Below are 24130 nucleotides of genomic sequence, written 5' to 3'. Positions count from 1 at the left end.
TTCCAGTCGGCCGGAAGCGGACGAGCCCGCCCCGGCGGTTTAGCGGCGGAGCGGGCTCCGCCGGGTGTATGTCAGTTGGCGTCAGCCGCCGGCTTGCTGCCGGCAAGAGGACGGCAAGGCAGCAGCAACGTGTTCATCAACATTTCGGCCGGCAGCGGCGACGGCAACTGGATTTCACACTGCGCCGCGCCGTTCCAGTGCACGCTCATGCGCTCACCGGGGTTAAGGCCGGACAGGTAAACGCTGCCGCCGTCATTGATGATGCCGGTCTCCTGTTTACGGGCATTCAGCACCGTGGCACCGAACGGCGGCTCGCTGCCGTCCGCCAGCTTGACGATCGCCATCGCCTTCTCGCCGGCAATCACTTCAAACTTGCGGTAGCCGATGGCCCCCTCGGTCAACGTGGCCTGCACCACGGAACGCGTCGCCTCGACGTTGTCGCTCAGGCTGTTGAGATCGATGCTGGCCTTGTTGCGGTAGTAGCTATTTACATCCGCCACCACCGCCTTGCCGTAACGGTTGGTCAGCACCGTACTGCCGTAGCCACGTACCGGCACACCGGCGACGCCTTCGGTATCGAGCAGCAAGCGCGTCCCGCCCGGCGTGTTGACGCGGTGCAGCACCGCCCCTTCCGCCGCCATCGTCAGGCCGCCCTGCGCGCCGATGCCGACGGCGCTGTAGCGGCCGGCCTGGTAGCTGGCGTTGGCGTTGATCTGCGCCATGTCGCCCTGATGGCTGTAATAACCGCTGGCCGTCGCTCCGCTGCGTGCGGCGCCGGCGCTGATCTGATAGTTGTTGTGTTCATCGACCCGGTTGTAGTACCCGACCCGGTGAGCGTTCTCCTCGCGATCGAGCGTCATGTTGTAACTGAGCGTGCCTGCACTGCCCCAGGGCAGCGACAGCGACAGATACATCCCGTCGTCGTTGCGCTCGTTGTAACGGTTGCGATAGGCCGACAGCGACACGCTGACGTTCTTGAAATCGCCGATGTCGAAGTAGCGCGATACCATCAGGTTGTAACGATCGTTCGGCGCCCGATCCCAGTAGGTTTGGTGGCTGTAGTTGAGATAGGTGCTCAGCCCCAGTTCGCGGAACTGCTTGTTGAAGGTGATGGTGTACATCTCTTTGCTCTTGCCGCTGCGCCCCCCTTCGTAACGCGCATCCAGGTAGTCCCCCATGCTCATGAAATCTTCCTGGGAGAAGCGGTAACCGGCGAAGGTGACCTGGCTGTCGTATTCATCGAAGTTCTTCGAATAGCTCAGCCGGTACGAACCGCCGGTCAGCGTGCCATCCTGCGGCAAACGCGCACGCGACTGCGTGGCATCGAACGACAGCGCACCCAGCGCCATCAGATCGCGCCCGATCCCCAGCGACAGCGCGTTGTAATCGCCGCCGGCGATGCCCCCGCCGTACAACGACCAGCCGTTGCTGATCCCCCAGGAGAACTCGCCGGTGCCGAACATCGGCCCGCGCAGATGGTGCCCCCACTCCGACGGTTTGCCCGTCGCCAGCTTGTAACGCACCGTACCCGGCCGCGTCAGATAAGGAATGTTGGCGGTGTTCATCTTGAACTCCTGCACGCTGCCGTCTTGCTCTTCGACACGCACGTCCAGCTCGCCGGAAACTGCATCATTGATGTCCTGAATGCGGAACGGCCCCGCCGCTACCTGCGTTTCATACAGCACGCGCCCCTGCTGGCTGACCACCACCTTGGCGTTGGTTTTCGCCACGCCGGTCACTTCCGGCGCATAGCCGCGCAGGTTGGGCGGCAACATGCTGTCGTCGGATCGCAGACTGACGCCGGTAAAGCGCAGGCTGTCGAAAATGTCGGAGTTCAGGTAATCCTCACCCATCGTCAGCCGCGAACGCAGCGCCGGGATCGCCCGGTAGGCGTAATAGCGGCTCCAGTCGAACTGTTTATCGGTAGGCTGAGAAGAACCGGTCTGATGGTTGAGGTTGGCCTGCCAGTCGGCGCGCAGACGCCAGGCGCCCAGGTTGGCGCCGCCGGTGCCGTTGCCGCTCAGGCTGTAACTGCTGCCGCCTTTCTGATGCTTTTGCGTTTGGGCGTTGACGTTATAGTCAAACAGCAGCCCAGGAATACCGTCATCCCAGCGCGAAGGCGGGTCCCAGTTTTCCGAGCTGTATTCCAGATAGGCCTGAGGAATGTTGAGATACAGTGAGGAGCTGGCAAGATCGCCGCGGGCTTCCATCCCCGCCAGACTGGAAGCGTCAAGGCAACGGCCGCCGTGCGTCCAATTCAGCGTGCTTAACAGTTTTTCTTTCAGCCCCAGTTGGTTAACCAATTCCGGCGAAAGACAGGCTTCGCTGCCTTTTGGATCGTTCTCGGGCGCCATAAACGTCACCGGCTGTTCCGGCAGATCGTTCTTATTGACGTGCACCACCATGGTATAAACGCCCGGCATGATGTAGCCGCTGCGCGTAAATTGGCTCAGATCGATATTTTTACGATCGTTGATGTCCAATACGTCGGTATTGAATTGAATCACGTCGGCGGCATAGACCAACGCGATTGGATTTCCCAGAGAAAGGGCAACGCAAAGCCCCAAGGCCTGAAGACGAAATAACTTCCCTGCCGGTGAAAGCATAATAAAGTCCTTTCAATAACGAATTAACCGTCAGTACGAGAAAAAATCAAAAATAATCCAGCTTAAAACGCACTGTGGAAAAATACGCTCCCACCTTCAACGGCTGGTGATTCGGCATCAACGTCATGGAATAATTCAGCACTCGGTTTCCCGGTATTATTCCCTCCATCGGCAAAGGTTTCCCTGGAATAACCGCCGTGCCGCTGCTGTCTTTTATCTCCAAAGCAACGCCGCGCGCATCGCCCTGTACGCCAAACAGAGCGCCTTCCGCATAACCATCAAACGTGACCTGAAAGAATTTCCAGTCAGGCTTGTTTTCCGGCCGTTCCAAAATGCAATTGACCAATTCGATACTGAAAGGTTTGGTCATCCCCTGGCCGTCACGAATGATCTGTCCGAGAGGAATAGTGTCCATATCGATCGTCTGATCGCGGCTGCCGGCGGCAATGGCGCAGGCGGTGTCGATAATGGCGCCGTGCATGTTGACTTTGCCCCACCCCTGCGCGGCGGAAGTTGCATAGCCGGGCGCAAACGCCAACGACGCCAAAAGAACGGCACCCGCTCGATTCCTTGGTAAAAACATCGCGACATTCCTTTGACAGGGAGATTCACCAGGCATGCGGCGAACCCCATGCCTGGTTGATTAAGCCTTCGGACTCACTTACTGATAAGCTAGGGTGAAATCGGCTACGGCAGTGAAATCGCCCGGAACGATGGCGGCGGAAGCGCCTTCACCCTGCAGGTAGGCAGCGAAATGCAGGGTGTTGTTGCCGGTGTTCAGGGTCTGCGCGGTAGTCGCTTCACCCAGTTTGATCGGCTGACCATTGTAAGAGATGGCTACGCCGGCGCCGCTGGCGGTACCCGCGATACCCAACAGATCCTTGTCGGTGGACGACGCTACGCCGCTGAAGGTGGTTTTAACGGTTTTCAGCGTGGTGATATCACACTGCTCCAGTTTGATTTCAAACGGACGCGGGTTGGATTTGCCGCCGTTTTTCAACGCCACGTTGGAAACCTGGCCCAGATCTACGGTCTGATCGATCGACTCGGGTGCAATAGAGCATGGCGCATCAATAATAGAGCCCGTGAAGGTGACCTTACCGTGTCCCTGATCGGCTGCCTGTGCAAAAGAACTTGCGCCAAATGCAATCACTGCAGCCATCATGATTTTGTTAAGTTTCATAGAACCTATATTCCTTATAAGAAAAAATGCATATTCCAATCAAGAAAAAGAGCAACAGGAAACCCGCTCGCGCTTATATATGCGCAGCCCTGATTCTTTAGCATCTTGCTGGTTGGTTAACTGCCAAAACCCAAAGGCACCGACAATAAACATGTCGATTACGGCAAGTTCGCAGCGGCCCACCCATTAATGAATTCGTCATATAAAAATAAACGAAATCACAACAAGCAGAGACCAATACTTTCTAATCCGCCCTTCTTGTCCGGCGATGAATATTCTGGCAAATGCCTCCAAGCAAAAAAAGGTTTTTTTTGATCAAGGCGAACATTCGCAATTTATTTCCTAATTGAAGTTAATTTACTGTTATTTTTAGGCTCATAGATCGTAAAAGATGCTTTTATAGAGCAATATCCTGTTTTTCTGGGATTCCCAAGTAATCAGATCGCAAAGTGGCGCTTTGTGAATATAATAAACCAAAATTTTAGGTTTCAGCGTGACGCCCCCCAGCCTTGGTATAGGTAAAAACGGGGCGGGCAACGCCTTTTTTTCAATCCTGATAAATAGATAGGATTTTTCTTTGTTCGCGTTTTACCTCGTTGTTGGTAGGCAGCGAAAGTTTGTTTTTTCTTAGGAATACAGCAATCGGAATACAGAGGAAGTGCTATGGAAGCGTTATCTCCGAAACAAAAGGAAATACGGCAATTGCAGCACGATCTGCTGCAAACATTATTTGCGCAGTCACCCCGCAAGTGCCCCGTCGCCGGTCTGCCGCCGCCGCAGCAATGGCTATCGACACGGCAACTGGCCAATGCCGTCAACGTCGGTGTTTACCGGGCTCGGCGGCTGTTGTTGGATCTTGTCGCCCGGCAAAAAGTGATTGTGACGGACGGCTCTATCAATAACTCGTTGAGGTGGTATCCCACCGCGTTGCTGAACGGTGATAACGACGGCATCCCCAACAGAGATGCCCTCACTCCCCTTTAACGGAATAAATATGGCCAACCGGCCTGATTGGCGATATTTCATTGCGGAGTAATGCCGCACACTATTTATATATATTGGGATATTATCGTGAGAAAAACAGCCCTGCTATTTTTACGTTGCTGCCTGGCATTATCTTTCTTCATGCTGCTTGGCAATGCCAACGCATTTACCTGCCGCACATCCGATGGCGGACTGATTCCACCCGGGGGCTCGACCACGCCGGTTGACGTCCGGGTACGCATCGGGCCACAGCTTTCTTATGGCAAAAACGAAATCGTCAACGTCAGCCAGGTCACCTGTAAAAATGACGTCGCGAGCTGGTATGACTATCTCAAAACCGACAGCCCGGCACTGTCGATGAACAGTGCGATTTTTGGCACCATCGGCAGCGGTGCCACCATCAACGGCAGCGATTACAACTCTCCGGTGCCATCAGGTATCAGCGTACTCAGCCTTACCGGGTTACAGACCCAGTCGGTCGCCATCCGGGTCTATATCGTGTTGAACCGTTTCCCAACGCCGGACATCAAGGTGAACAAGGGCGACGTCATCGGCCAAATCAACTTTATTCAGACCAACGATCAGCCGGGTTGCCCGCAGTGCGGCGTTTATCGCTGGCGCCTGATCGCCGACAACGACGCCTACTTCGTCACCACCAGTTGCACCATCAACAACGGCCAGCAAATTAATGTCGACTTTGGTCAGATCCGCCAGGACTTTCTGACTCAAAGCGCCAGCGACGCCCAAATCAAACAGGACAAGGCGCTCAGCTACCAATGCGACGACCAGAGCGCGACGCAGGATATTCTGATCCGCATGGTCAGCGACGCCAGTGGCTTCTCCAGCGATTTTATCAAGACCAGCAACCCTAACGTCGGCGTGGCCATGGTGTACAACGGCACAGTGGTAAAGCCCAACAATGCCTTCAGAACGCGCATCGTCAACGGGCTGGGCAACGACACCGTAACCTTTGTGCCGGTGAAGAACAATGTGCCTTACACCAGCATCGCTACCGGCCCGCTGTCAGGCTCGGCCACGCTGATCTTCAGCGCACCTTGAAACGGGAGCCAGAATGAACATGACGAAAAAAACGCGCTGCGCTCTGCTGTGGTCGCTGAGCCTGATCAGCGCCGCCGCCCAGGCCGCCGACCAGGGCACCAAGGTCAACATCACCGCCACCGTGGTGGCGCCTCCGCCTTGCGTGATCAATGACGGGCGCACCATCGATATCGACTTCGGCAAGGTCGGCATCAAGCGCATCGACGGCAATCGCTATATGCAACGCATCGATTACAGCATCAAATGCGAGTTTCTGGATAACAGCCGCCAGCTGAAAATGAAGATCATGGGCGGCGCGGCGGCCTTCGACGGCAGCGTGTTAACCAGCAGCGTCAATGGATTGGGCATCAAGCTGTTGGCCAACGGTAAGGCCTTCGCCATCAATACCCCGCTGAACATCGATTACGCCAATCCGCCGACGCTTGATGCGGTGCCGGTGAAAAACAGCGCCATCACCCTGGCGGAAGGCGATTTCACCAGCGGCGCCACCATGCTGGTGGACTACTTTTAAACACCCGCATCCCAGAAACTCGCGAAAAAAAAGCCGCAACGTCTCCGTTGCGGCTTGGTCGAGAATCTTGCGCCCGGGGCGCGCTCCTCACATCAGGGTATTTAGCCGAAGATCCCGCCAAACCACTGGCTCAGCTTCATCATCACCATATCCCAGATGCGGCTGAAGAAGTTGCCCTCTTTCACCTCTTGCATCACCACCAGCGGGTGCTGTTCGATGGTCTTGCCGTCCAGCTGGAAATCGATAGTGCCGACCACCTGGTTTTTCGCCAGCGGCGCTTCCAGCGTCGGCTGGGTCAGCTTGTAGCTGGCCTTCAGGTTTTTCATCTGCCCTTTCGGAATGGTGACCGAGGCGTCTTTCGCCACGCCGAGCGGCACTTCGCTGACGTCGCCGAACCACACTTTCTGGGTGACGAACGGCTTATCGGCCTTGATCGGCGTCGCGGTTTCATAGAAGCGGAAGCCCCAGGTCAGCAGCTTTTCGCTTTCGCTGAAGCGCACGCGATCGCTCGGCGCGCCCAGCACTACCGAGATCAGACGCATCGGGCCGTCGGTGGCCGACGCCACCAGGTTATGGCCGGCGCCGCTGGTGTAACCGGTCTTGATGCCGTCGACGTTCAGGTTGCTGCTCCACAGCAGGCGGTTGCGGTTAATCTGGCGGATCTTGTTAAAGGTGAACTCTTTTTCTTTATGCAGCGCGTATTCGTCCGGCACGTCGCGGATCAGCGCCTGGCTCAGCAGCGCCATGTCGCGCGCCGTGCTGTACTGCCCTTCCGCATCCAGACCGTGCACCGTCAGGAAGTGGGTATTCTGCAGGCCCAGGGATTTGGCGTAGTTGTTCATCAGGCCGACGAACGAATCCTGGCTGCCCGCCACGTAGTCCGCCAGCGCGATGCTGGCGTCGTTACCCGACTGGATCACGATGCCCTTATTCAGCTCCAGCACCGGCACCTGATCGCCCGGCTTGATGAACATCAGCGAAGAACCGCGCAGCGCCGGGTTACCGGGCGCCCAGGCGTCTTTGCCGACGGTGACCAGGTCTTCCGGCTTGATCTTGCCGGCCTTGATCGCCTGGCCGATTACGTAGCTGGACATGATCTTGGTCAGGCTGGCGGGATCGAGACGGGTGTCGGCATTGCCTTCGGTCAGCACCTTGCCGCTGTTGTAATCCATCAGAATGTAGGCCTTGGCGTCTACCTGCGGCGGCGCCGGCGGCTCGGCCGCGTGCACGGCCGGGGCGGCCAGCAACAGGATGCCTACGCTGAAGGTCAGTTTTTTCAGGGAAGTGGATAAGTTTTTTTTCATCATGACGTCGCCAGAGTGTCCATTCAAACCATTGAAATAGCGTTAACTTTCAAACATGTTCACGTTTTAAGCCAACCAGCGAGAGTGGCCCGGTGCGCGCGTGCCGGCCGCAACCCCCTGCGGCGCCCATAGCGGGTAACACAACGCACCGAAAATGCCCATGCTGTGAGTTTATGTGATTTATCTTATTTTTGCAGGGTTTAGCGTGAATTTTCAGCATTTTTACATAACTGTACGCAGGCCCCCGCTTATCGTTCAAAAAAGCATCGCGACGCGCATTTTTGCATCCACCCACGGCTACACGGCCAAGCATCTGCACCGCTAAACATCTGCGCATCTATACGTCTAAAAAGATTAATATATTCCATAATGGCATATAGAGCCGTTATTTGTTCTTTTTAAAGCGCTTATCATCAGCGCTATCATCCATATAACGACTTTTATACCGAATAATCCTGGAGATAAGTCATGGCGATCCCCCATTCCGTCATCGAGATGATTGGCAATACCCCGATGCTGGAACTGACCCAGTTCGATACCGGCCCGTGCCGGCTGTTCGTCAAGCTGGAGAATCAAAACCCCGGCGGTTCGATCAAAGACCGCGTGGCGCTGTCGATGATCGAACAGGCCGAGCGCGACGGCAAGCTGCAGCCGGGCGGCACCATCATCGAAGCCACCGCCGGCAATACCGGCCTGGGACTGGCGCTGGTGGCGGCGCTGAAAGGCTATAAGCTGCTGCTGGTGGTGCCGGACAAGATGAGCCGCGAGAAGATCTTCCACCTGCGCGCGCTGGGCGTGGAAGTGCTGTTGACCCGCTCGGACGTCGGCAAGGGGCATCCGGCTTACTATCAGGATTACGCCCAACGCCTGGCCGGGGAGATCCCCGGCGCCTTTTATATCGATCAGTTCAACAACCCGGCCAACCCGGCGGCCCATACCACCACCACCGCCCCCGAACTGTGGCGGCAGATGGAGCATGAGGTGGACGCTATCGTGGTTGGCGTCGGCTCCGGCGGCACGCTGGGCGGGCTGAGCCGCTACTTCGCCGACGTTTCGCCGCAGACCGAATTCGTGCTGGCCGACCCTGCCGGCTCTATCCTGGCGGACTATCTCGATAACGGCCACATCGGCGAAGCGGGCAGCTGGCTGGTGGAAGGCATCGGCGAAGACTTCGTCCCGCCGCTCAGCGACTTTGACCAGGTCCGCAACGCTTACCGCATCGGCGACGCAGAAGCCTTCACCACCGCGCGCGATCTACTGCGCAAGGAAGGCGTGCTGGCGGGCTCGTCCACCGGCACCCTGCTGGCCGCCGCACTGCGTTACTGCCGCGCACAGACCGAACCCAAGCGGGTAGTGACCTTTGTCTGCGATAGCGGCAACAAATACCTGTCTAAAATGTATAACGATCACTGGATGCTGGAACAGGGTCTCCTGAGCAAACCGCAGCACGGCGATCTGCGCGATCTGATCGCCTACCGCCACGACGAAGGTGCGGCCGTTTCTGCCGCGCCGGACGACACGCTGGCGATCGTGCACGCCCGCATGCGGCTGTACGACATCTCGCAGCTGCCGGTGCTGGAAGGCGATCGGGTGGTCGGCCTGATCGATGAGTGGGATCTGCTGAACGCCGTCCAGGCCGACGCCGCCCACTTCAGCCTGCCGGCCAGTAGCGCAATGACCAAGCGGGTCCATACGCTGCAAAAAGAAGCCGGCTACGAAGAATTGCAGGCCACCTTCAACCATGGCCACGTCGCGGTGGTGCTCGACGGCGAGCGCTTCCTCGGCCTGATTACCCGCACAGACGTGCTTAACGCCTGGCGCCAAAAATTACGTTAATAAGGACCCATTATGGCCAAGTTTGATACGTTGACCGTTCACGCCGGTTACACCCCGGATGCCACCGGCGCCGTGATGCCGGCAATTTACGCCACCTCCACCTACGCCCAACCGGCGCCGGGCGAGCATACCGGCTACGAATACTCCCGCAGCGCCAACCCAACGCGCACCGCGCTGGAAAGCGCCATCGCCGAACTGGAAGGCGGCAGCCGCGGCTACGCCTTCGCCTCCGGCCTGGCGGCCTGTTCCACGGTGCTGGAGCTGCTCGATAAGGACAGCCACCTGATCGCGGTGGACGACCTGTACGGCGGCACCTATCGCCTGCTGGAAAAGGTGCGCAGCCGCACCGCCGGCCTGCGCGTCACCTACGTGTCACCGGCGGATCTCGCCGGGCTGGAACAGGCGATCGAGTCGGATACCAAAATGATCTGGGTGGAAACCCCGACCAACCCCTTGCTGAAACTGGCGGATCTGAGCGCCATCGCCGCGATCGCCAAAAAGCATCAGCTTATCAGCGTGGCGGACAATACCTTCGCTTCGCCGTATCTGCAGCGTCCGCTGGATCTGGGCTTTGACGTGGTGGTGCACTCCGCCACCAAATACCTCAACGGCCACTCCGACGTGGTGGCCGGCGTCGCGGCGGTGGGGGATAACCCGGCGCTGGCGGAGCAGCTCGGTTTCCTGCAAAACGCGGTCGGCGGCATTCTCGATCCGTTCAGCAGCTTCCTGACGCTGCGCGGCATCCGCACCCTGGCCCTGCGCATGCAGCGCCACAGCGACAGCGCGCTGCGCATCGCCCAGTGGCTGGAAAGCCAGCCACAGGTGGAAAACGTCTACTATCCCGGCCTGCAGAGCCACCCGCAGCATGAACTGGCGGCGCGCCAGATGACGCGCTTCGGCGGCATGATCTCGGTGCGGTTGAAAGGCGACGACGCCTATGCGCGCCGGGTCATCCAGCGCTCGCACCTGTTCACCCTGGCGGAAAGCCTGGGCGGCGTGGAAAGCCTGATCAGCCAGCCGTTCAGCATGACGCACGCCTCCATTCCGCTGGAACAGCGCCTGGCAACCGGCATCACGCCGCAGCTGGTGCGCCTGTCGGTGGGGATTGAGGATGTGGAAGATCTGATCGCCGATCTGCAGCAGGCGCTGGCGGAATAATCGCCCGAATCAATCGCCATCAGCCCGGCCGGCGCGCCGGGCTTTTTTGTGCCTGATGTTCAGACGCCGATGACGTCCCGATAAAAGCGCTGTGCCACATCGGGGTGGGAACGGATGCGGCCTTTCAGGTAGTTATACCCCACGTCGCGCAGCAGCGGGTTGAGCGGATCGCTGGCCGGGCCGCGCGCCTGCGCCGTCAGCGGCGGCGGCAGTTGATACAACGGCACCACCGCGTCCAAGCGCGCGCCGAGGAAGAAGGCGATCGACAGCCTGTCGCGCCCCGCCGGCGGCGTTTCCACCCGGTGCACCGTGGCGCGCAGGTAGCCATTGGTCGCCAGTTCCAGCAGCTCGCCGATGTTCACCACGAAGGTGTCTTCACGCGGCTGGGCGTCAATCCACCGCCCTTCGCTCACCTCCACCTGCAGCCCTTTTTGCTCGTCCTGCAGCAGGAAGCTGAGAAAGCCGGAGTCCTTGTGCGCGCCGACGCCCTGCGCGCTGCCGGTAGCGTCCCGCCCCGGGTAGCGAATCAGTTTGATGTGTTCGTTGGGCTTCTCGCCGTACAAGCGATCGAAAGCCTGCTCCGGCAGCGACAGCGCCAAAGCGAAAGCGCGCAGCAGCCGCAGCGACATGGCGGTCATCGCCTGTTGCCACTGCAGCAGCAGCGGTTTCAGCGTCGGCAGCGCCGCCGGCCACTGGTTTGGCCCCTGCAGGCGCGCCCAGCGCGGGGTGTCGTCAGACAGCGTCAGCGCCGGGCGTTCGGCGCCGATATCGAACTGCTCGCGCCAGTCCGGCTGGCCACGCGTCAGCTCCGCCGCCGCCCGGTTGTAACCGCGAAAGTGCGGCGAATGCACCATCTGCACCGCCAATTTGTCGGCCTCCGGCAGCGCGAAAAATTGCCGCGCGCCCTGCTGCAGCCGCGCATTCAGCGCACTGTCCACGCCGTGCCCGCGCAGATAGAAAAAACCGACGTCGCGGGCCGCCGCGCGCAAATCGTCAAGAAAGGCGCGCCGCCGGCGCGCATCGCCGTCAAGCTGCGAAAGATCCAGCAGCGGCAGCGTCTTCAGCGTCGTCAGGTGCGTCATCATGCGGTTCCTCTTCTTCCCCGATCGCGATCGGGCTGCCGTACAGGCGAATAATCAACATTGTCTCTCCCCGGCGGGTGGCTGCGTTTGCCTCATAGTTATCACCGCGCTCGCCGGGGCGGCCAATATTGTTGCGTTCTAAGTTATGCAAACGTTCAACAAACTGTCGCAAAACCGTCATCAATGTTTCTTATGCTCTGCGCAATTTCGCCGACGCCGCTGGCTGGCGATGGGCGCTATCCGCTATCCTGTAAACGACCTCATACCCTGCCTGCCGGAGAAATACTGATGGATTTAGCCTTATTCGACCTGGATGAAACCCTGATTGACGATGACAGCGCCAGCCTGTGGATCCGCTGGCTGGTCGGCCAGGGCTTCGCGCCGGCGGAGCTGGAACTGCAGGAGCAGCAGCTGATGCAGCTCTATTATCAGGGCAAGCTGTCGATGGAGGACTACATGCAGGCCACGCTGGCGCCGCTGACCGGCCTGAGCGTGCAAACCGTGGCCGGCTGGGTGCAACGCTACATTCGCCGCGATATCCTGCCGCGCGTCTACCCCGCCGCCCGTGAACGCCTGCAGTGGCACCGCGAGCGCGGCGACTGCATCCTGGTGATCTCCGCCACCGGCGAGCACCTGGTGGCGCCGATCGCCGAACAGCTCGGCGCCGACGATGCGCTGGCGATCGGCGTGGAAATCAGCGACGGCCGCTTCACCGGCAACACCTACGGCACCATGACCTACCAACAGGGCAAGGTGATCCGCCTGCAACACTGGCTGGCGCAGCATCCGCACCTGAAATTCGAACACAGCCACGGCTACAGCGACTCCCTCAACGATAAGGCGATGCTGCAATTCGTCGACAGCGCTACGGTGATCAACCCCGACAGCGAGTTGAGCGCGCTGGCGGCGGAGCACGGCTGGGAAGTGTGCCGCTGGGAGCGCTGAGCGGCAGGCAAAAAGTGCCCTGCGGTGTGACAAAAAGCGCATTGTGGCGTAGGTATTAAGGCTCTTTAATCCGCTAACGGAGTTATCCCATGCTGACCATTTGGGGTCGTGAGAATTCGAACAACGTCAGGAAGGTGCTGTGGTGCGCCGCCGAACTGGGACTGAGCTATACCCACATCAACGCCGGCGGCGCGTTCGGCAAGGTTAACGAAGAGAGTTACCGCGCGCTGAACCCGAACGGCCTGGTGCCGTTGCTGCAGGACGATGACTTCGTGCTGTGGGAGTCCAACACCATCGTGCGCTACCTGGCGGCGAAATTCGGCGATGCGACGTTCTATCCGCAAGATCTGCAGGCGCGCGCCGCCGCCGAGAAATGGATGGACTGGACCACCTCGACCATCGTTCCGGCCTTCACCATCGTCTTTTGGGGCCTGATCCGCACCGCGCCAGAGCTGCGCGACATGGCGAAAATCGAAGCGGCGATCGCCACGCTGGAAAAACACTTCGACGTCATTGAACAGGCGCTGGCGCATCAGCCTTACCTCTCCGGCGACGCGTTCGGCTTCGGCGATATTCCGCTCGGCAGCTTCGCCTACGCCTGGTTCGAGATGCCGATCGCCCGCCGCTCGCGGCCGAACATGGAGCGCTGGTATCAGCAGCTGCGCGCTCGCCCGGCCTACCAGCGCGGCGTGATGAGCGAACTCACCTGATCGCTGCGGGGCGTTACGACGCCCCGACTTTCAGCAGCTTGCCGTCCCGCTCGTCCGTCAGCAGATACAGGTAGCCATCCGGCCCGCTGCGTACCTCGCGAATGCGCTCGCCGCGATCGCCCAGCAACCGCTCCTCCGCCACCACCTTGTCGCCTTCCAGCGTCAGGCGAATCAGCTCCTTTTGCGCCAGCGCGCCGATGAACAGCGAGTGCCGCCAGGCGGGGAAGCGCTGCCCGTCATAAAACGCCATGCCGCTGAGGCCGGGCGAAACCCGCCAATAGTGCAGCGGCTGTTCGGTGCCGGGCACCCGTTCCCCCCGGGCCTCCGGGATCGGCTGGCCGGAATAATTGATGCCGTAGGTGGCCAGCGGCCAGCCGTAGTTTTTACCCGGCTGCGGGATGTTGAGCTCATCGCCGCCGCGCGGGCCGTGCTCGTGTTCCCAGATCGCACCGCTCCACGGGTTCATCGCCAGCCCTTGCGGATTGCGGTGGCCGTAGGACCAAACTTCCGGCCGTTTGCCGGCCTGGCCGCCCCAGGGATTGTCCGGCGGCACCGCGCCTTCGGCGGTCAGCCGCACCAGCTTGCCCTGCAGCTTGTCGGTCTCCTGCGCCGTCGGCCGCTGGTTGTTTTCGCCCAGCGCGATAAACAGGTAGCCCTGCCGGTCGAACGCCAGCTTGCCACCGAAGTGATTGCCGACCGACAGCTTGGGCAGCTGGCGGAAGATCACCTTGAAGTTTTCCAGCCGCGCGCCGTCGTCGCTCAAACGGCCGTAGCCGACCGCCGTGCCGGCTTTGCCGCCCTCGCCCGGTTCGGCGAAGCTGAGGTACACCCGGCGGCTGGCGGCGAAGTCGGGGGCCGGCAACACCTCCAGCAGGCCACCCTGCCCCTCGGCGTATACCTGCGGCACGCCGGCGATCGGCGGCGACAGGCCTTTGCCCTGCTGCCACAGCCGCAGCCGGCCGGGCCGCTCGGTGATAAGCAAACCTTGTTCCGCCGGCAAAAAGGCCAGCGACCACGGGTGTTCCAGGCCGTCCTGCAGTTGGCTGACCGTCGGCGCGGCGTGCAGCAGGCCGCAGCACAGCAGCAAACCGGCCAGCAAAGTCAATCGGGGCATGGCATCCTCCTGAGGGTGAAATGACCCGTTTAGTGTAGCCCACTCAGCGGGCGCGGTCGTTTGCATTACATTTCAACAGGTTGCCTTTTGGCCGCAGTGTGCTTAAGTTAACGCATCACCCAGGAGGAATCATGGACATTACCGTTACCGACGCGATTGACGAACACACCCTCGATGCGATCAGGCAAGGCCTGCGCGCTTACAACCTGCCGCATATCGACGCCAGCCACCGCAAGCCGCTCAGCGTCTATGCGCGCGACGAGGCCGGCACGGTGATCGGCGGGCTGACCGCCGAAACCTGGGGCAACTGGCTGAGCGTCGAGTGGCTGTGGGTGGCGGACTCCCAACGCGGCAGCGGCCTCGGCGGCCGGTTGATGCGCGCCGCCGAACGCGAGGCGCAGGCGCGCGGCTGCCGCTACGCTCGCCTGGATACCTTCAGCTTCCAGGCGCGGCCGTTCTACGAAAAACTCGGCTATCAGCTGCAAATGACGCTGAAAGATTATCCGGTGGAACATGAGTGTTATTTTCTCACCAAAACCCTGACTGATTAATGGATGGACGGATGGACAGCAAAAGCATGGTGGTGAACTGTGTGGCGTACAAAGCCGGCCAACGGCTGGGCGAAGTGACCATCGACGATATCAGCGAGGTGGTCAAACAGCCGGACACCTTCGTCTGGCTGGGGCTCCGGCAGCCGGAACCGGCGTTTATGCGCAAGGTGCAGGAGGAGTTCGGCCTGCACGATCTGGCGATCGAAGACGCGCTGTGCGCGCACCAGCGGCCGAAGCTGGAGACCTACGGCGATTCGCTGTTCATCGTGGTCAAAACCGCGCAGTGGGGCGAGCACGACGAAATCGAATACGGTGAAACCCACTTCTTCGTCGGCAAAAACTTTCTGGTGACGGTGCGCCACGGCGCCTCGCCCAGCTACGCGCCGATCCGCGCCAAGGCGGAAGAGAACCGCAAGCAGATGTGCCGCGGGCCGGGCTTTGCCCTCTATTCGGTGTTGGACTTTGTGGTGGACAACTACCGCAGCGTGGTGGCGCGCTTCGAGAGCACCATCGAGAATATTGAAGCCAACATGTTCCAGTCGGAGTTCGATCAGGCGGCGATCGAGAACGTCTATACCCTGCGCCGCCATCTGCTGGCGCTGCGCAACGCCGCGCTGCCGATGGATGAAATCTGCAACCAGCTGATCCGCCTGCACGAAGAGGTGATCCCAAAAGAGCTGCGCGCCTATGTGCGCGACGTGCAGGATCACGCGCATCAGGTGGTCAGCAATATCGACGACATGCGTGAAATGCTGACCAACGCCATGCACGTCAACCTGGCGCTGGTGACGGTCAAGCAGAACGAGGTGGTGAAACGGTTGGCGGGCTGGGGGGCGATTTTGGCCATTCCGACGGTGGTCTTCAGCCTGTACGGCATGAACTTCGCCGACATGCCGGAGCTGAAATTCCCGTGGGCCTATCACGCCACGCTGGGGGTGACCGCCGTCGGCTGCATTTTCCTGTATCAGAAGCTGAAAAAATCGGGCTGGCTGTAAGCGCCAAAACGGCGGCTGTTCCCGCCGGCAAAAAAACGCTGCGGAGCAGCCCGCCCCGCCGCTTCAATACAGCATCGGCCGCCGATCGCGATGCACGTGATTGTGGCGGCCGATGTGCTTGTCATCGGCTGCGCCGATATCCATCGATGCCAGTACCATGCCTTCGCCCGCCAGGCTCTGCGTCAACGGATAGCCGTCGGCGTCGACGATCACCGAGCCGCCGATCCACGCAACGCCGCGCTCCGTTTCACAACGGTCGCACACCGCGATGAACAGCCGATTGACGGAGGCGTTGGCCTGCGCCTTCACCATCTCCGCCGGCCGTTCGCCCTGCGGGCGCGGCGCCAGCGGCCAGTTGACCGGCGCGCACAGCAGCTGAGCGCCGGCCAGCGCCGGCAGCCGCACCCACTCAGGGAATTCGAGATCGTAACAGATCATCACCGCCAACCGGCCGAAGCGGGTCTCGATGACCGGCGGCGGCCGATCGCCGGCGGTAAAAATAGTGCTCTCTTCGTGCCACAGATGCGCTTTGCGATAAATCGCCCTCACCCCCTGCGCATCGATCAATGCCGCGCTGTTGGCCACCTCGCCATCGAGCAGGCGTTCGCAGAAACCGGCGACGATCGCCACATCCAACTCGCGCGCCAGGCCCCGCCACAGGCTGAGGCTAGGCCCGTCTTCGGCCTCGGCCAACGCCCGCGCCTCCGCCTTATCGCGCAGCACGTAGCCGCTGTTCACCAGCTCCGGCAACACGATGACGTTGGCGCCGTGCTGCGCCGCCCGGCGGATCGCCTGGGCGGACAGCGCCCGGTTATGTTCCGCTTCCCCTACCCGCAACGCTAACTGGCAGCATGCGACGCTGATTTTTTCCTTCACTCCCGTTCTCCTTCCAATAAACCCTCGCAGCACAACGCCACCCGCCGTTCGGCTTCAAGATCGAGCTTCCGGCACATCACGACATACACGCTCCCGGCCACCAGCAGGCCGACCAGAAAAGCGATATCCGCGCCGCCCAGTAAAACAGCAAAGGGGCCGGTGTAAAAGCCCAACGTCATGAACGGCACCATCGCCAGCAGGCCGATCGCGTAGGCCGTCAGGCCGGAGCGCCCCCAGCGGCCGTAGATCCCCGCCGGGCTGAAGATTTCACCGATCGCGTAATGCCCACCGCGCACCACGTAAAAGTCCATCAGATTCACCGCCGTCCAGGGCACCAGGAAATACAGCATCAGCAGCACGAAGGTATTGAAGCTGGCGAGATAGCTTGCCGGGATAGCCAACGCCACCGCAAACACCGTCATGGCGACGACGCCAATGCCGAACATGCGTAATCTCAACGTCGGCGTCACTTTACGGAACGCATCAATCGCGCTGAGGCTGGTCAGCATTGCGCCATAACAGTTGACCGCCATGATGCCGACCAGCGAGGGCACGGCGATCAGCACGGCCAGCGTGCCAAACCCCGGATAGACGGCATTACCCACTGCCTGTACGCTGCCGATCGCATCGGGGGCCGGTAAGGCTGAAGCCAGAAATGCGCCCAGCGACATCAGCCAAAGCGCCGATCCGGCCGCCCCCAGATAAGTCCAAAAGATCACCTTGGCAGACGGCGTTTCCTGCGGCAAATAGCGCGAATAGTCGGAGACGTACACCGCGTAGCTGATCTGGTAGCCGGCGGCGGCCGACAGCTGAATCAAAAAGGCCGCCCACGAGAAATGCCCGGCGCCGACGGCGGCGTCCATCCGCAGCGACAACACGGCGCCGATCGTCAGCACGCCGAACACCGCCATCATCACATAGGTCAGCCAGCGCTGCACCGCATGCAGCATATCGTGGCCGACGATCGCCAACAGCACGGCCACCGCGATCAGCAACGCATACCAGGGCAGACGGTGGCCCGGCAACACCGTGTTGATCGCATCGGTCGCGAGAATAACGTTGAACACGTTGAAGCCGATGTAAACAAACACCACGGCGGCAAAGGGAACGATGGCCCCACGCAGGCCGAATTGGGCCCGCGACTGGATCATCTGCGGCAGCCCCATGCGCGGCCCCTGGTTGGCATGACACGCCATGAAGAACGTGCCGAACCCTACGCCGGCGGCAATGGCCAGCATCGAATAAAGCGCGCCCAACCCCAACGCCGGGCCGGTGAAACCGACCACCATCGTCGTCAAAACGAAATTGCCGGTGAACCAAAACGGCGCCTGATGCCAAACCTTGCCATGCCGCTCGTGACGGGGCACATAGTCTATCGAGCGCACTTCAATTTTTGGGCGTGACGCCACATTGCGATTGTTCATGTCCCACCTCATCGCGGTCATTAGCCGCGTCGTTTCAACGCTCGGTTTGGGCCTGCAGCTGCGGCGCCGGGCGGCTCAGCAGGCTGCCCAGCACGAAGGCGACGCCGCCGCCCAGCAGGCCGCCGTAGATTGGGCTGTTGGCGTCGATGCCGTGCCAGGCCATCAACCCCACCACACACAGGCTGCCGGTCAGCATGCTGGCAATGGCGCCGGCGCTGGTGGCGCGCGGCCAGAAGATCGCCCCCACCAGCGGGATCAGCATGCCGCCCACCAGCAGGTTATAGGCCAGCGTCAGCGCCGCCATCACGTCGCGTACCACAAACGCCAGCCCCAGCATGACTGCGCCCATGAAAAGCGTGGTGACGCGCCCGGCGGCCAACCCGCCGGAAGGTTTGCGCCGGATGGCCGGCAATACGTCCTCCAGCGCGATAGTGGAAGAGGCCAGCAGGCAGGCGCTGGCGGTGGACATCAGCGCCGCCAACGCCGCAGCGGCCACCAGCCCGCTGACGCCAACCGGCAACACCGCCTGCGCGATGGCGGCGAAGGCGCCGTCGGTGTTGCTGAGCGACGGCAGCACGATCTTGCCGGCCATGCCGATCAGCGCACCGGTCACGCCGTACAGCACGCAATAGACGCCCGCCCCCAGCCCGGCGAAGCGCGCCACGTTAGCGCTGCGGGCGGTAAATACCCGCTGCCAAATGTCCTGGCCGATCAGAATGCCGAAGAAGTAGATCAGGAAGAACACCAGAATGGTGTCCAACCCGATCGACGACAGCCGGTAGTAACCGGCGGGCAGCAGGCTGGTGAAGGCGTCCCAGCCGCCGGCCTTGACGATGCTCATCGGCATCAGCACCAGCATCATGCCAACGGTCATGATGATGAACTGAATGATGTCGGTCAGCGTCAGCGACCACATCCCCCCCAGCGTCGAATACAGCACCACCAGCCCGCCGCCGAGCAGGATAGACGCGCTGAACGACAGGCCGAACATCACCTGCATCACGCTGCCGATGGCGATGATCGAGGTCACCGCCACCATCAGGTCATACGCTAGCATGATCGCGCCGCTGGTGACCCGCGCGGCCGGGTGATAGCGCCGCGACAGCACCTGGCTGACGGTATACAGCTTCAGCTTGAGCAGCGGCTTGGCCAGCACCAGGCTCAGCACCACGATGCCCAGCCCGAGCGCGCCGCACAGCCAGACGCCGGAGATGCCGTAGGTGTAGCCGAGTTTGACGCTGCCGATGGTCGACGCGCCGCCGAGCACCACCGCCGACAGCGTGCCCAAATACAGCCCCGGCCCCAGATTGCGCCCGGCGACCAGATACGCCTCTTTGGAATTGGCGCGGCGAATGCCCATCCACCCCACCGCGCCTATCACCAGAAAGTAAAACACCACGACCAGCAGATCGAGATTCATGGGTACCTCCACTCCGTTGTTATTGTTATCAGGGGCCCCGACGCAACCGCTCCGCCGGTAGGGTCAGCGCACCGGCCTCAGCGGGCCGGCAGCACGCACAACATTTCAAACAGCAGGTTGGCGGCCAGCAGCGCCGTGTTGCCGGAGCGATCGTAAGGTGGCGACACCTCCACCACGTCGCCGCCCACCAGGTTCAGCCCATGGCAGCCGCGCACGATTTCCAGCCCCTGCCAGACCGACAGCCCGCCGACTTCCGGCGTGCCGGTGCCCGGTGCGAAGGCCGGATCCAGTCCGTCGATATCGAAGCTGAGGTAAACCGGCGCATCGCCCATCTGTTCGCGGATCTCCGCCATCAGCGGCGTCAGCGATCGGTGCCAGCAGGCCTCGGCCGGCACCACGCGGAAGCCCTGGCGGCGTGACCAGTCGAAGTCGTCCGCCGCATAGCCGCTGCCGCGCAGGCCAATCTGCACCACTTTTTCGGGTGCCAGCAGCCCCTCCTCGAACGCGCGGCGGAAGGTGGTGCCGTGCGCCAGCTGTTCGCCGAACATCTCCTCGTTGGTGTCGGAATGCGCATCGACGTGGATCAGCCCGACCGGGCCATGCCGACGGGCGACGGCGCGCAGCACCGGCAGCGTCAGCGTGTGGTCGCCGCCGAGCGTCAACGGCATGCAGCCGTGCGCCAGGATCTCGTGGTAAGCCGCCTCGATGCGCTGCACGCTGTCCGCCAGGCTGTAAGGGTTGATGGCGACATCCCCCAGATCGGCCACCTGCAGCCGTTCGAACGGGGCGGAGCCGGTGCCCATGTTGTAAGGGCGGATCATCACCGACTCCTGGCGGATCTGGCGCGGGCCATAGCGGGTGCCGCTGCGGTTGGAGGTACCGATATCCAGCGGAATGCCGACAAAGGCGGCATCCAGACCGTGCGCCTGATCGGCTGCGGGCAGGCGCATCATGGTGGGAATACCGGCAAAGCGCGGCATGTCGTTACCGCTTTGGGGTTGGTTCAGCATGGCGTTTCCTTGTCTTGATCTGCGATGAATTGAAACATTTGAGCAACATTCGCAGACTACCCCGTTGGCCATCCCGGCTACCATTCCCGCTTTTGCATGTAAACATCGAAAAACGCGATGCAACTAACTTATTGAAGTATTGATTTTTATTTCCACCTCATGCCATAAAGAAGGCCATATCTTCAGCGCCGCCCCTATTTCTTCGATGTTAAAAATGGGTTAACCGGCCGACGTTCTGCGGAGGGGGAATGCTCACCAACCTAAGCGATATCGATCTGAAACTGCTGCGGGTGTTCGTCGCGGTGGCAGAAGCCCAGGGCGTCAGCGCCGCGCAGGAAACGCTGCTGATGAACCAATCCACCATCAGCACCCACCTGGCCTCGCTGGAAACCCGGCTGGGTTTTCGCCTGTGCCAACGCGGCCGCTCCGGCTTCCGGCTGACGCCCAAGGGCGAACGCATGCTGATCGCCTGCCGCTCGCTGTTCAACGCCGCCCGCGACTTCACCCGGGTCAGCCAGTCGCTGAACGGCCTGCTGACCGGCGATCTGCAGATCGGTCTGGTGGATAATCTGGTTTCGCTGCCGGGCAACCCGTTCAGCCAGGCCATCAAACACTTCCAGCGCCGACATCAGGACGTGCAATTGCAGTGCCGCATCTGTTCACCGAACGAGATTGAGCAGGGGCTGCTGCACCGGCAGCTCGATCTGGGCATCGGCTACTTCGGCCAACAGTTGGAGGCGTTGCGTTATCAGCCATGGCTGGAGGAGACGCAGGCGATCTACTGCAGTGCGGATCACCCGCTGTTCGCGGTGGAAGAACCGGAGCGCGAGCAGATTGAAAACGCGCGCTGGGTCAAGCGCGGCTACCTGCTGGCGCAGCAGCTGTGCCCGATCGCGCCGCCTCACCTGGCTGCGGTAGCCCATCATATGGAAAGCGTCGCCCATCTGGTGCTGAGCGGCTCCTGTCTCGGCTACCTGCCCACCCACTACGCGGCGCGCTGGGTGGAACAGGGGCTGCTGCGGCAGCTGGGCGGCGCGGCGCTCTCTTACCGCGCCACGCTCAGCCTGGTCAGCCGCCCTGTCCAGCCCGACGAGGCGTTGAACGCGCTGCTGGAGGATTTGGCGCGCGCCGCACGCCAATCACCTCATCGCTGAGAGGCCAGCGCCCGATTCATGGCAAACAGCGTGCCGGTTAAAGACAGGATGAGGAGCCCGATGATGGCCCAGGCAAAAGAGGCCGCTCCGCCCTTGTCGAGCAGCATGCCACCGATCGCGCCACCGGCGGCCACGGCGGTATTCCAGCCCGTCGTATACATGGACTGCGCCACGTCGGCCGCGCGGCCGGAAAGGCGTGACAATGCCGTCTGCGTGAGGGTGGCAAAGCCACCGAAAGCCACGCCCCACAATGCGACGGAGAGATAGACCATCGGGGCTATCCTTCCCCCACTTGCCAGCAACACGGCGGCGAGGGCAAAGATGACGATGCTCATCACCGTAAGAGATTGGACTCGCCGATCGACCAGCATCCCGGCGACGCCCAATCCGGCAATCGCCCCCAGCCCAAAGATAAACAGCACGATATCGACCCGCTCGGATAACCCCGACGGCGTGAGGAAAGGCTCCAGGTAGATATACAGAATGTTGTGGGCAACGATGAAGGTGAACACCACGAACAGCACGGCGCGGATCCCGCATTGCAAGAATACGCCGCTCAGAGACGGGCGATGCGCCTTAGCCTGGCCGGGGAAATCCGGCACGATGGCGATGATCCACACCACGAGCATCACCGCCATCAACGTCATCAGGCCAAAGGCGCCCTGCCAGCCGATGGCTCGGCCAAGCAACGTGCCGAGCGGTACGCCGAGCACCAGCGCCAGGGTGGCGCCGGCGCCGGAGATCGCAATAGCGCGGCCGCCAAGATGGGCCGGTGACATGCGCACGGCGTAACCGGCCAGCAAGGACCAAACGATGCCGCCGAAAACGCCGGCGAAGAAACGCGTCGCCAATGAGACGTGGTAATCATGCGACAGCGCCGTGACGAGGTTGACGATGGCAAAACCGCAGATCGCACTCAAGAGCAAGGGGCGGCGCCGCATGCCCTGCGTCAATGCGGTGAGCGGAATGGCGGCGACCAACGCCCCCACCGCATAGGCGGTGATGAACTGCCCCGCCAGGCTTTCAGACACCTTCAAATCGCCCGCGATCGAAGAAAGCACGCCCGCCGGCATGATCTCGGTCAACAGCGTGATGAAAGCGGCCATCGCCAACGCCAGCAGGCCCCCCAGCGGCAACCGTTCGCTGCTCCCGGCAGGCGCAGATATCGTCGTTTGATTCATCAATCACTCCCCATTCAAAGATGTTTCCGCCCATTGCGGATGACGTTTGCATCATGCTGCCCACTCGCCGATAAAAGAAAAACAGGCTAAAGTGAACAACACTCATGACGTAAAGGTCATCAATAGAATGGAAGCCTATGGAAAGCTTGGGTTCTCTCGACGTTTTCGTGCGGGTCAGTGAAAGCCGCAGCTTCACGGCGGCCGGGCAACAGCTGGGGATCTCCGCGTCGGCGGTCAGCAAAACCATCGCCCGGCTGGAGGAACGGCTCAGCGTGCGGTTGTTTCACCGCTCCACCCGCACGGTCAACCTGACGCCGGAAGGCGCCGTGTTCCTGGAAAGGTGCCGACGCATTTTGAGCGAGGTGAAAGACGCGGAAGCCGAACTGTTGCAAACGCGGGGAATGCCCCAGGGTAAGCTGCGCATCAGTCTCCCGTCGCTGGGCACGCTTTTCATGCCAAAACTGGGGGACTTCAAGCGCCGCTATCCTGAGATCGAGCTGGATATTGATTATTCGGATCGGTTGGTTGACGTGATTGAGGAAGGTTTCGATGCCGTTATCCGCAGCGGAACCCCGAGCGATTCACGGCTGGTTGCCCGCCGGTTGGGCACCTGCCGCAAGGTTTTCGTTGGCGCGCCGGGCTATTTCAACAAAGCGGGTATGCCGAGCAAGCCCGAGGATCTGACAAGCCATGCCCGTTTGCATTATCGCTTTCCCAGCACCGGCAAACTGGATGTCTGGCCGCTGGGGGACAAGACGGAGATGCTCCCCGAACGGCCGGCCAGCATGGTGACAAATACCCTCGATCCGCAGGTGTGCTTCGCGGAACAAGGGCTCGGCATCGCTTATTTGCCGGAGATCGCCGTGCGCAGACAGCTGGAACAGGGCAGCCTGGTGACGGTTCTGGATGAATACGACCGCGAGAACATGGTTTTTCATGTCCTCTGGCCGTCGGGCCGCCACCTGTCTGCCAAAATCAGGCTGTTCGTCGACTTTGTGACGAGCCACCTTTTCCCGCTTTAAACGAC

The 24130-nt window shown here is 61.1% G+C and carries 23 protein-coding genes; 11 read left to right on the top strand and 12 right to left on the bottom strand.

Annotation, left to right across the window (positions count from 1 at the left end):
* Positions 1-71: 71 nt before the first annotated feature.
* The 3 genes from C3F38_RS10600 to C3F38_RS10590 form a co-directional block, all read right to left on the bottom strand.
* On the bottom strand, positions 72-2606 hold the full coding sequence (locus tag C3F38_RS10600; protein ID WP_072271313.1) for an outer membrane usher protein: 2535 nt from the start codon (positions 2604-2606) through the stop codon (positions 72-74).
* A gap of 46 nt (positions 2607-2652) precedes the next feature.
* Complete coding sequence (locus tag C3F38_RS10595) at positions 2653-3189, bottom strand: fimbrial protein (RefSeq protein ID WP_047728021.1); 537 nt, start codon at positions 3187-3189, stop codon at positions 2653-2655.
* 78 nt (positions 3190-3267) lie between these two features.
* Positions 3268-3789 carry a fimbrial protein gene (locus tag C3F38_RS10590; protein WP_025302212.1) on the bottom strand — a complete coding sequence of 174 codons (522 nt, stop codon included), beginning with the start codon at positions 3787-3789 and terminating at the stop codon, positions 3268-3270.
* Positions 3790-4452: 663 nt separating this feature from the next.
* On the opposite strand from C3F38_RS10590, the gene C3F38_RS10585 reads away from it, so the two are divergent.
* The 3 genes from C3F38_RS10585 (at position 4453) to C3F38_RS10575 (ending at position 6343) form a co-directional block, all read left to right on the top strand.
* The gene (locus tag C3F38_RS10585) at positions 4453-4773 is read left to right on the top strand and encodes a hypothetical protein (RefSeq protein ID WP_047728024.1); all 321 of its coding nucleotides are present in this window, start codon (positions 4453-4455) and stop codon (positions 4771-4773) included.
* 141 nt (positions 4774-4914) lie between these two features.
* Positions 4915-5832: a fimbrial protein gene (locus tag C3F38_RS10580; protein ID WP_071934072.1), complete on the top strand. Its 918-nt coding sequence runs from the start codon at positions 4915-4917 to the stop codon at positions 5830-5832.
* A 19-nt stretch (positions 5833-5851) separates the two neighbouring features.
* The gene (locus C3F38_RS10575; protein ID WP_233211709.1) at positions 5852-6343 is read left to right on the top strand and encodes a fimbrial protein; all 492 of its coding nucleotides are present in this window, start codon (positions 5852-5854) and stop codon (positions 6341-6343) included.
* Positions 6344-6444: 101 nt separating this feature from the next.
* On the opposite strand, the gene C3F38_RS10570 is transcribed toward C3F38_RS10575, so the two are convergent.
* Positions 6445-7650, bottom strand: coding sequence for a serine hydrolase (locus C3F38_RS10570; RefSeq protein ID WP_038881127.1), 1206 nt, complete (start codon positions 7648-7650; stop codon positions 6445-6447).
* A 465-nt stretch (positions 7651-8115) separates the two neighbouring features.
* On the opposite strand from C3F38_RS10570, the gene C3F38_RS10565 reads away from it, so the two are divergent.
* Complete coding sequence (locus C3F38_RS10565; RefSeq protein WP_047728028.1) at positions 8116-9483, top strand: cystathionine beta-synthase; 1368 nt, start codon at positions 8116-8118, stop codon at positions 9481-9483.
* A gap of 12 nt (positions 9484-9495) precedes the next feature.
* The gene (locus tag C3F38_RS10560) at positions 9496-10641 is read left to right on the top strand and encodes a PLP-dependent aspartate aminotransferase family protein (RefSeq protein WP_055317545.1); all 1146 of its coding nucleotides are present in this window, start codon (positions 9496-9498) and stop codon (positions 10639-10641) included.
* Between the two features lie 59 nt (positions 10642-10700).
* Here the strand turns inward: C3F38_RS10560 and C3F38_RS10555 are convergent, their stop codons facing one another.
* Together C3F38_RS10555 and C3F38_RS10550 are read right to left on the bottom strand one after the other, a co-directional pair.
* The gene (locus tag C3F38_RS10555; RefSeq protein WP_055317553.1) at positions 10701-11723 is read right to left on the bottom strand and encodes an isopenicillin N synthase family oxygenase; all 1023 of its coding nucleotides are present in this window, start codon (positions 11721-11723) and stop codon (positions 10701-10703) included.
* Positions 11668-11904, bottom strand: coding sequence for a hypothetical protein (locus C3F38_RS10550; RefSeq protein ID WP_071605323.1), 237 nt, complete (start codon positions 11902-11904; stop codon positions 11668-11670). Before C3F38_RS10550 ends, C3F38_RS10555 begins: the two co-directional genes overlap by 56 nt.
* Before the next feature lie 107 nt (positions 11905-12011).
* On the opposite strand from C3F38_RS10550, the gene C3F38_RS10545 reads away from it, so the two are divergent.
* Positions 12012-12668 (top strand): HAD family phosphatase, encoded by a 657-nt coding sequence (locus C3F38_RS10545; protein ID WP_004938759.1) that lies wholly within the window; start codon positions 12012-12014, stop codon positions 12666-12668.
* A gap of 89 nt (positions 12669-12757) precedes the next feature.
* Positions 12758-13378: a glutathione S-transferase family protein gene (locus C3F38_RS10540; RefSeq protein WP_048233208.1), complete on the top strand. Its 621-nt coding sequence runs from the start codon at positions 12758-12760 to the stop codon at positions 13376-13378.
* Positions 13379-13391: 13 nt separating this feature from the next.
* On the opposite strand, the gene C3F38_RS10535 is transcribed toward C3F38_RS10540, so the two are convergent.
* Complete coding sequence (locus C3F38_RS10535) at positions 13392-14492, bottom strand: PQQ-dependent sugar dehydrogenase (protein ID WP_057523658.1); 1101 nt, start codon at positions 14490-14492, stop codon at positions 13392-13394.
* A gap of 131 nt (positions 14493-14623) precedes the next feature.
* On the opposite strand from C3F38_RS10535, the gene C3F38_RS10530 reads away from it, so the two are divergent.
* Both C3F38_RS10530 and C3F38_RS10525 read left to right on the top strand, forming a co-directional pair.
* Entirely contained in the window at positions 14624-15043 is a 420-nt protein-coding gene (locus C3F38_RS10530) for a GNAT family N-acetyltransferase (RefSeq protein ID WP_055312327.1), read from the top strand.
* An 11-nt stretch (positions 15044-15054) separates the two neighbouring features.
* Positions 15055-16038 carry a magnesium and cobalt transport protein CorA gene (locus C3F38_RS10525; RefSeq protein ID WP_055312326.1) on the top strand — a complete coding sequence of 328 codons (984 nt, stop codon included), beginning with the start codon at positions 15055-15057 and terminating at the stop codon, positions 16036-16038.
* A gap of 63 nt (positions 16039-16101) precedes the next feature.
* Here the strand turns inward: C3F38_RS10525 and C3F38_RS10520 are convergent, their stop codons facing one another.
* The 4 genes from C3F38_RS10520 to speB form a co-directional block, all read right to left on the bottom strand.
* Positions 16102-16914, bottom strand: a complete 813-nt coding sequence (locus tag C3F38_RS10520; RefSeq protein WP_047728048.1) for a nitrilase-related carbon-nitrogen hydrolase — start codon at positions 16912-16914, stop codon at positions 16102-16104.
* Positions 16911-18338 (bottom strand): cytosine permease, encoded by a 1428-nt coding sequence (locus tag C3F38_RS10515; RefSeq protein WP_100247389.1) that lies wholly within the window; start codon positions 18336-18338, stop codon positions 16911-16913. The genes C3F38_RS10520 and C3F38_RS10515 overlap by 4 nt, the downstream gene beginning before the upstream one ends.
* Before the next feature lie 34 nt (positions 18339-18372).
* Entirely contained in the window at positions 18373-19758 is a 1386-nt protein-coding gene (locus tag C3F38_RS10510) for a sodium:solute symporter (RefSeq protein WP_055316616.1), read from the bottom strand.
* A gap of 77 nt (positions 19759-19835) precedes the next feature.
* Positions 19836-20768, bottom strand: coding sequence for an agmatinase (speB, locus tag C3F38_RS10505; RefSeq protein ID WP_033637774.1), 933 nt, complete (start codon positions 20766-20768; stop codon positions 19836-19838).
* Positions 20769-21016: 248 nt separating this feature from the next.
* Here speB and C3F38_RS10500 point away from each other — a divergent pair, with 248 nt between their 5' ends.
* Positions 21017-21922, top strand: a complete 906-nt coding sequence (locus C3F38_RS10500; protein ID WP_047728053.1) for a LysR family transcriptional regulator — start codon at positions 21017-21019, stop codon at positions 21920-21922.
* Here the strand turns inward: C3F38_RS10500 and C3F38_RS10495 are convergent.
* Positions 21913-23103 (bottom strand): MFS transporter, encoded by a 1191-nt coding sequence (locus C3F38_RS10495; protein ID WP_080479020.1) that lies wholly within the window; start codon positions 23101-23103, stop codon positions 21913-21915. The two genes, C3F38_RS10500 and C3F38_RS10495, sit on opposite strands and share 10 nt — an antisense overlap.
* Before the next feature lie 137 nt (positions 23104-23240).
* Here C3F38_RS10495 and C3F38_RS10490 point away from each other — a divergent pair, with 137 nt between their 5' ends.
* The gene (locus tag C3F38_RS10490) at positions 23241-24125 is read left to right on the top strand and encodes a LysR family transcriptional regulator (protein WP_055316614.1); all 885 of its coding nucleotides are present in this window, start codon (positions 23241-23243) and stop codon (positions 24123-24125) included.
* Positions 24126-24130 lie beyond the last annotated feature (5 nt).

The sequence above is a fragment of the Serratia sp. SSNIH1 genome, from assembly GCF_002935055.1.
Taxonomy (GTDB): Bacteria; Pseudomonadota; Gammaproteobacteria; order Enterobacterales; family Enterobacteriaceae; genus Serratia; species Serratia nevei.
The sequence above is the reverse complement of the archived record's forward strand: the minus strand, read 5'-3'. Positions and strand labels throughout refer to the sequence as shown.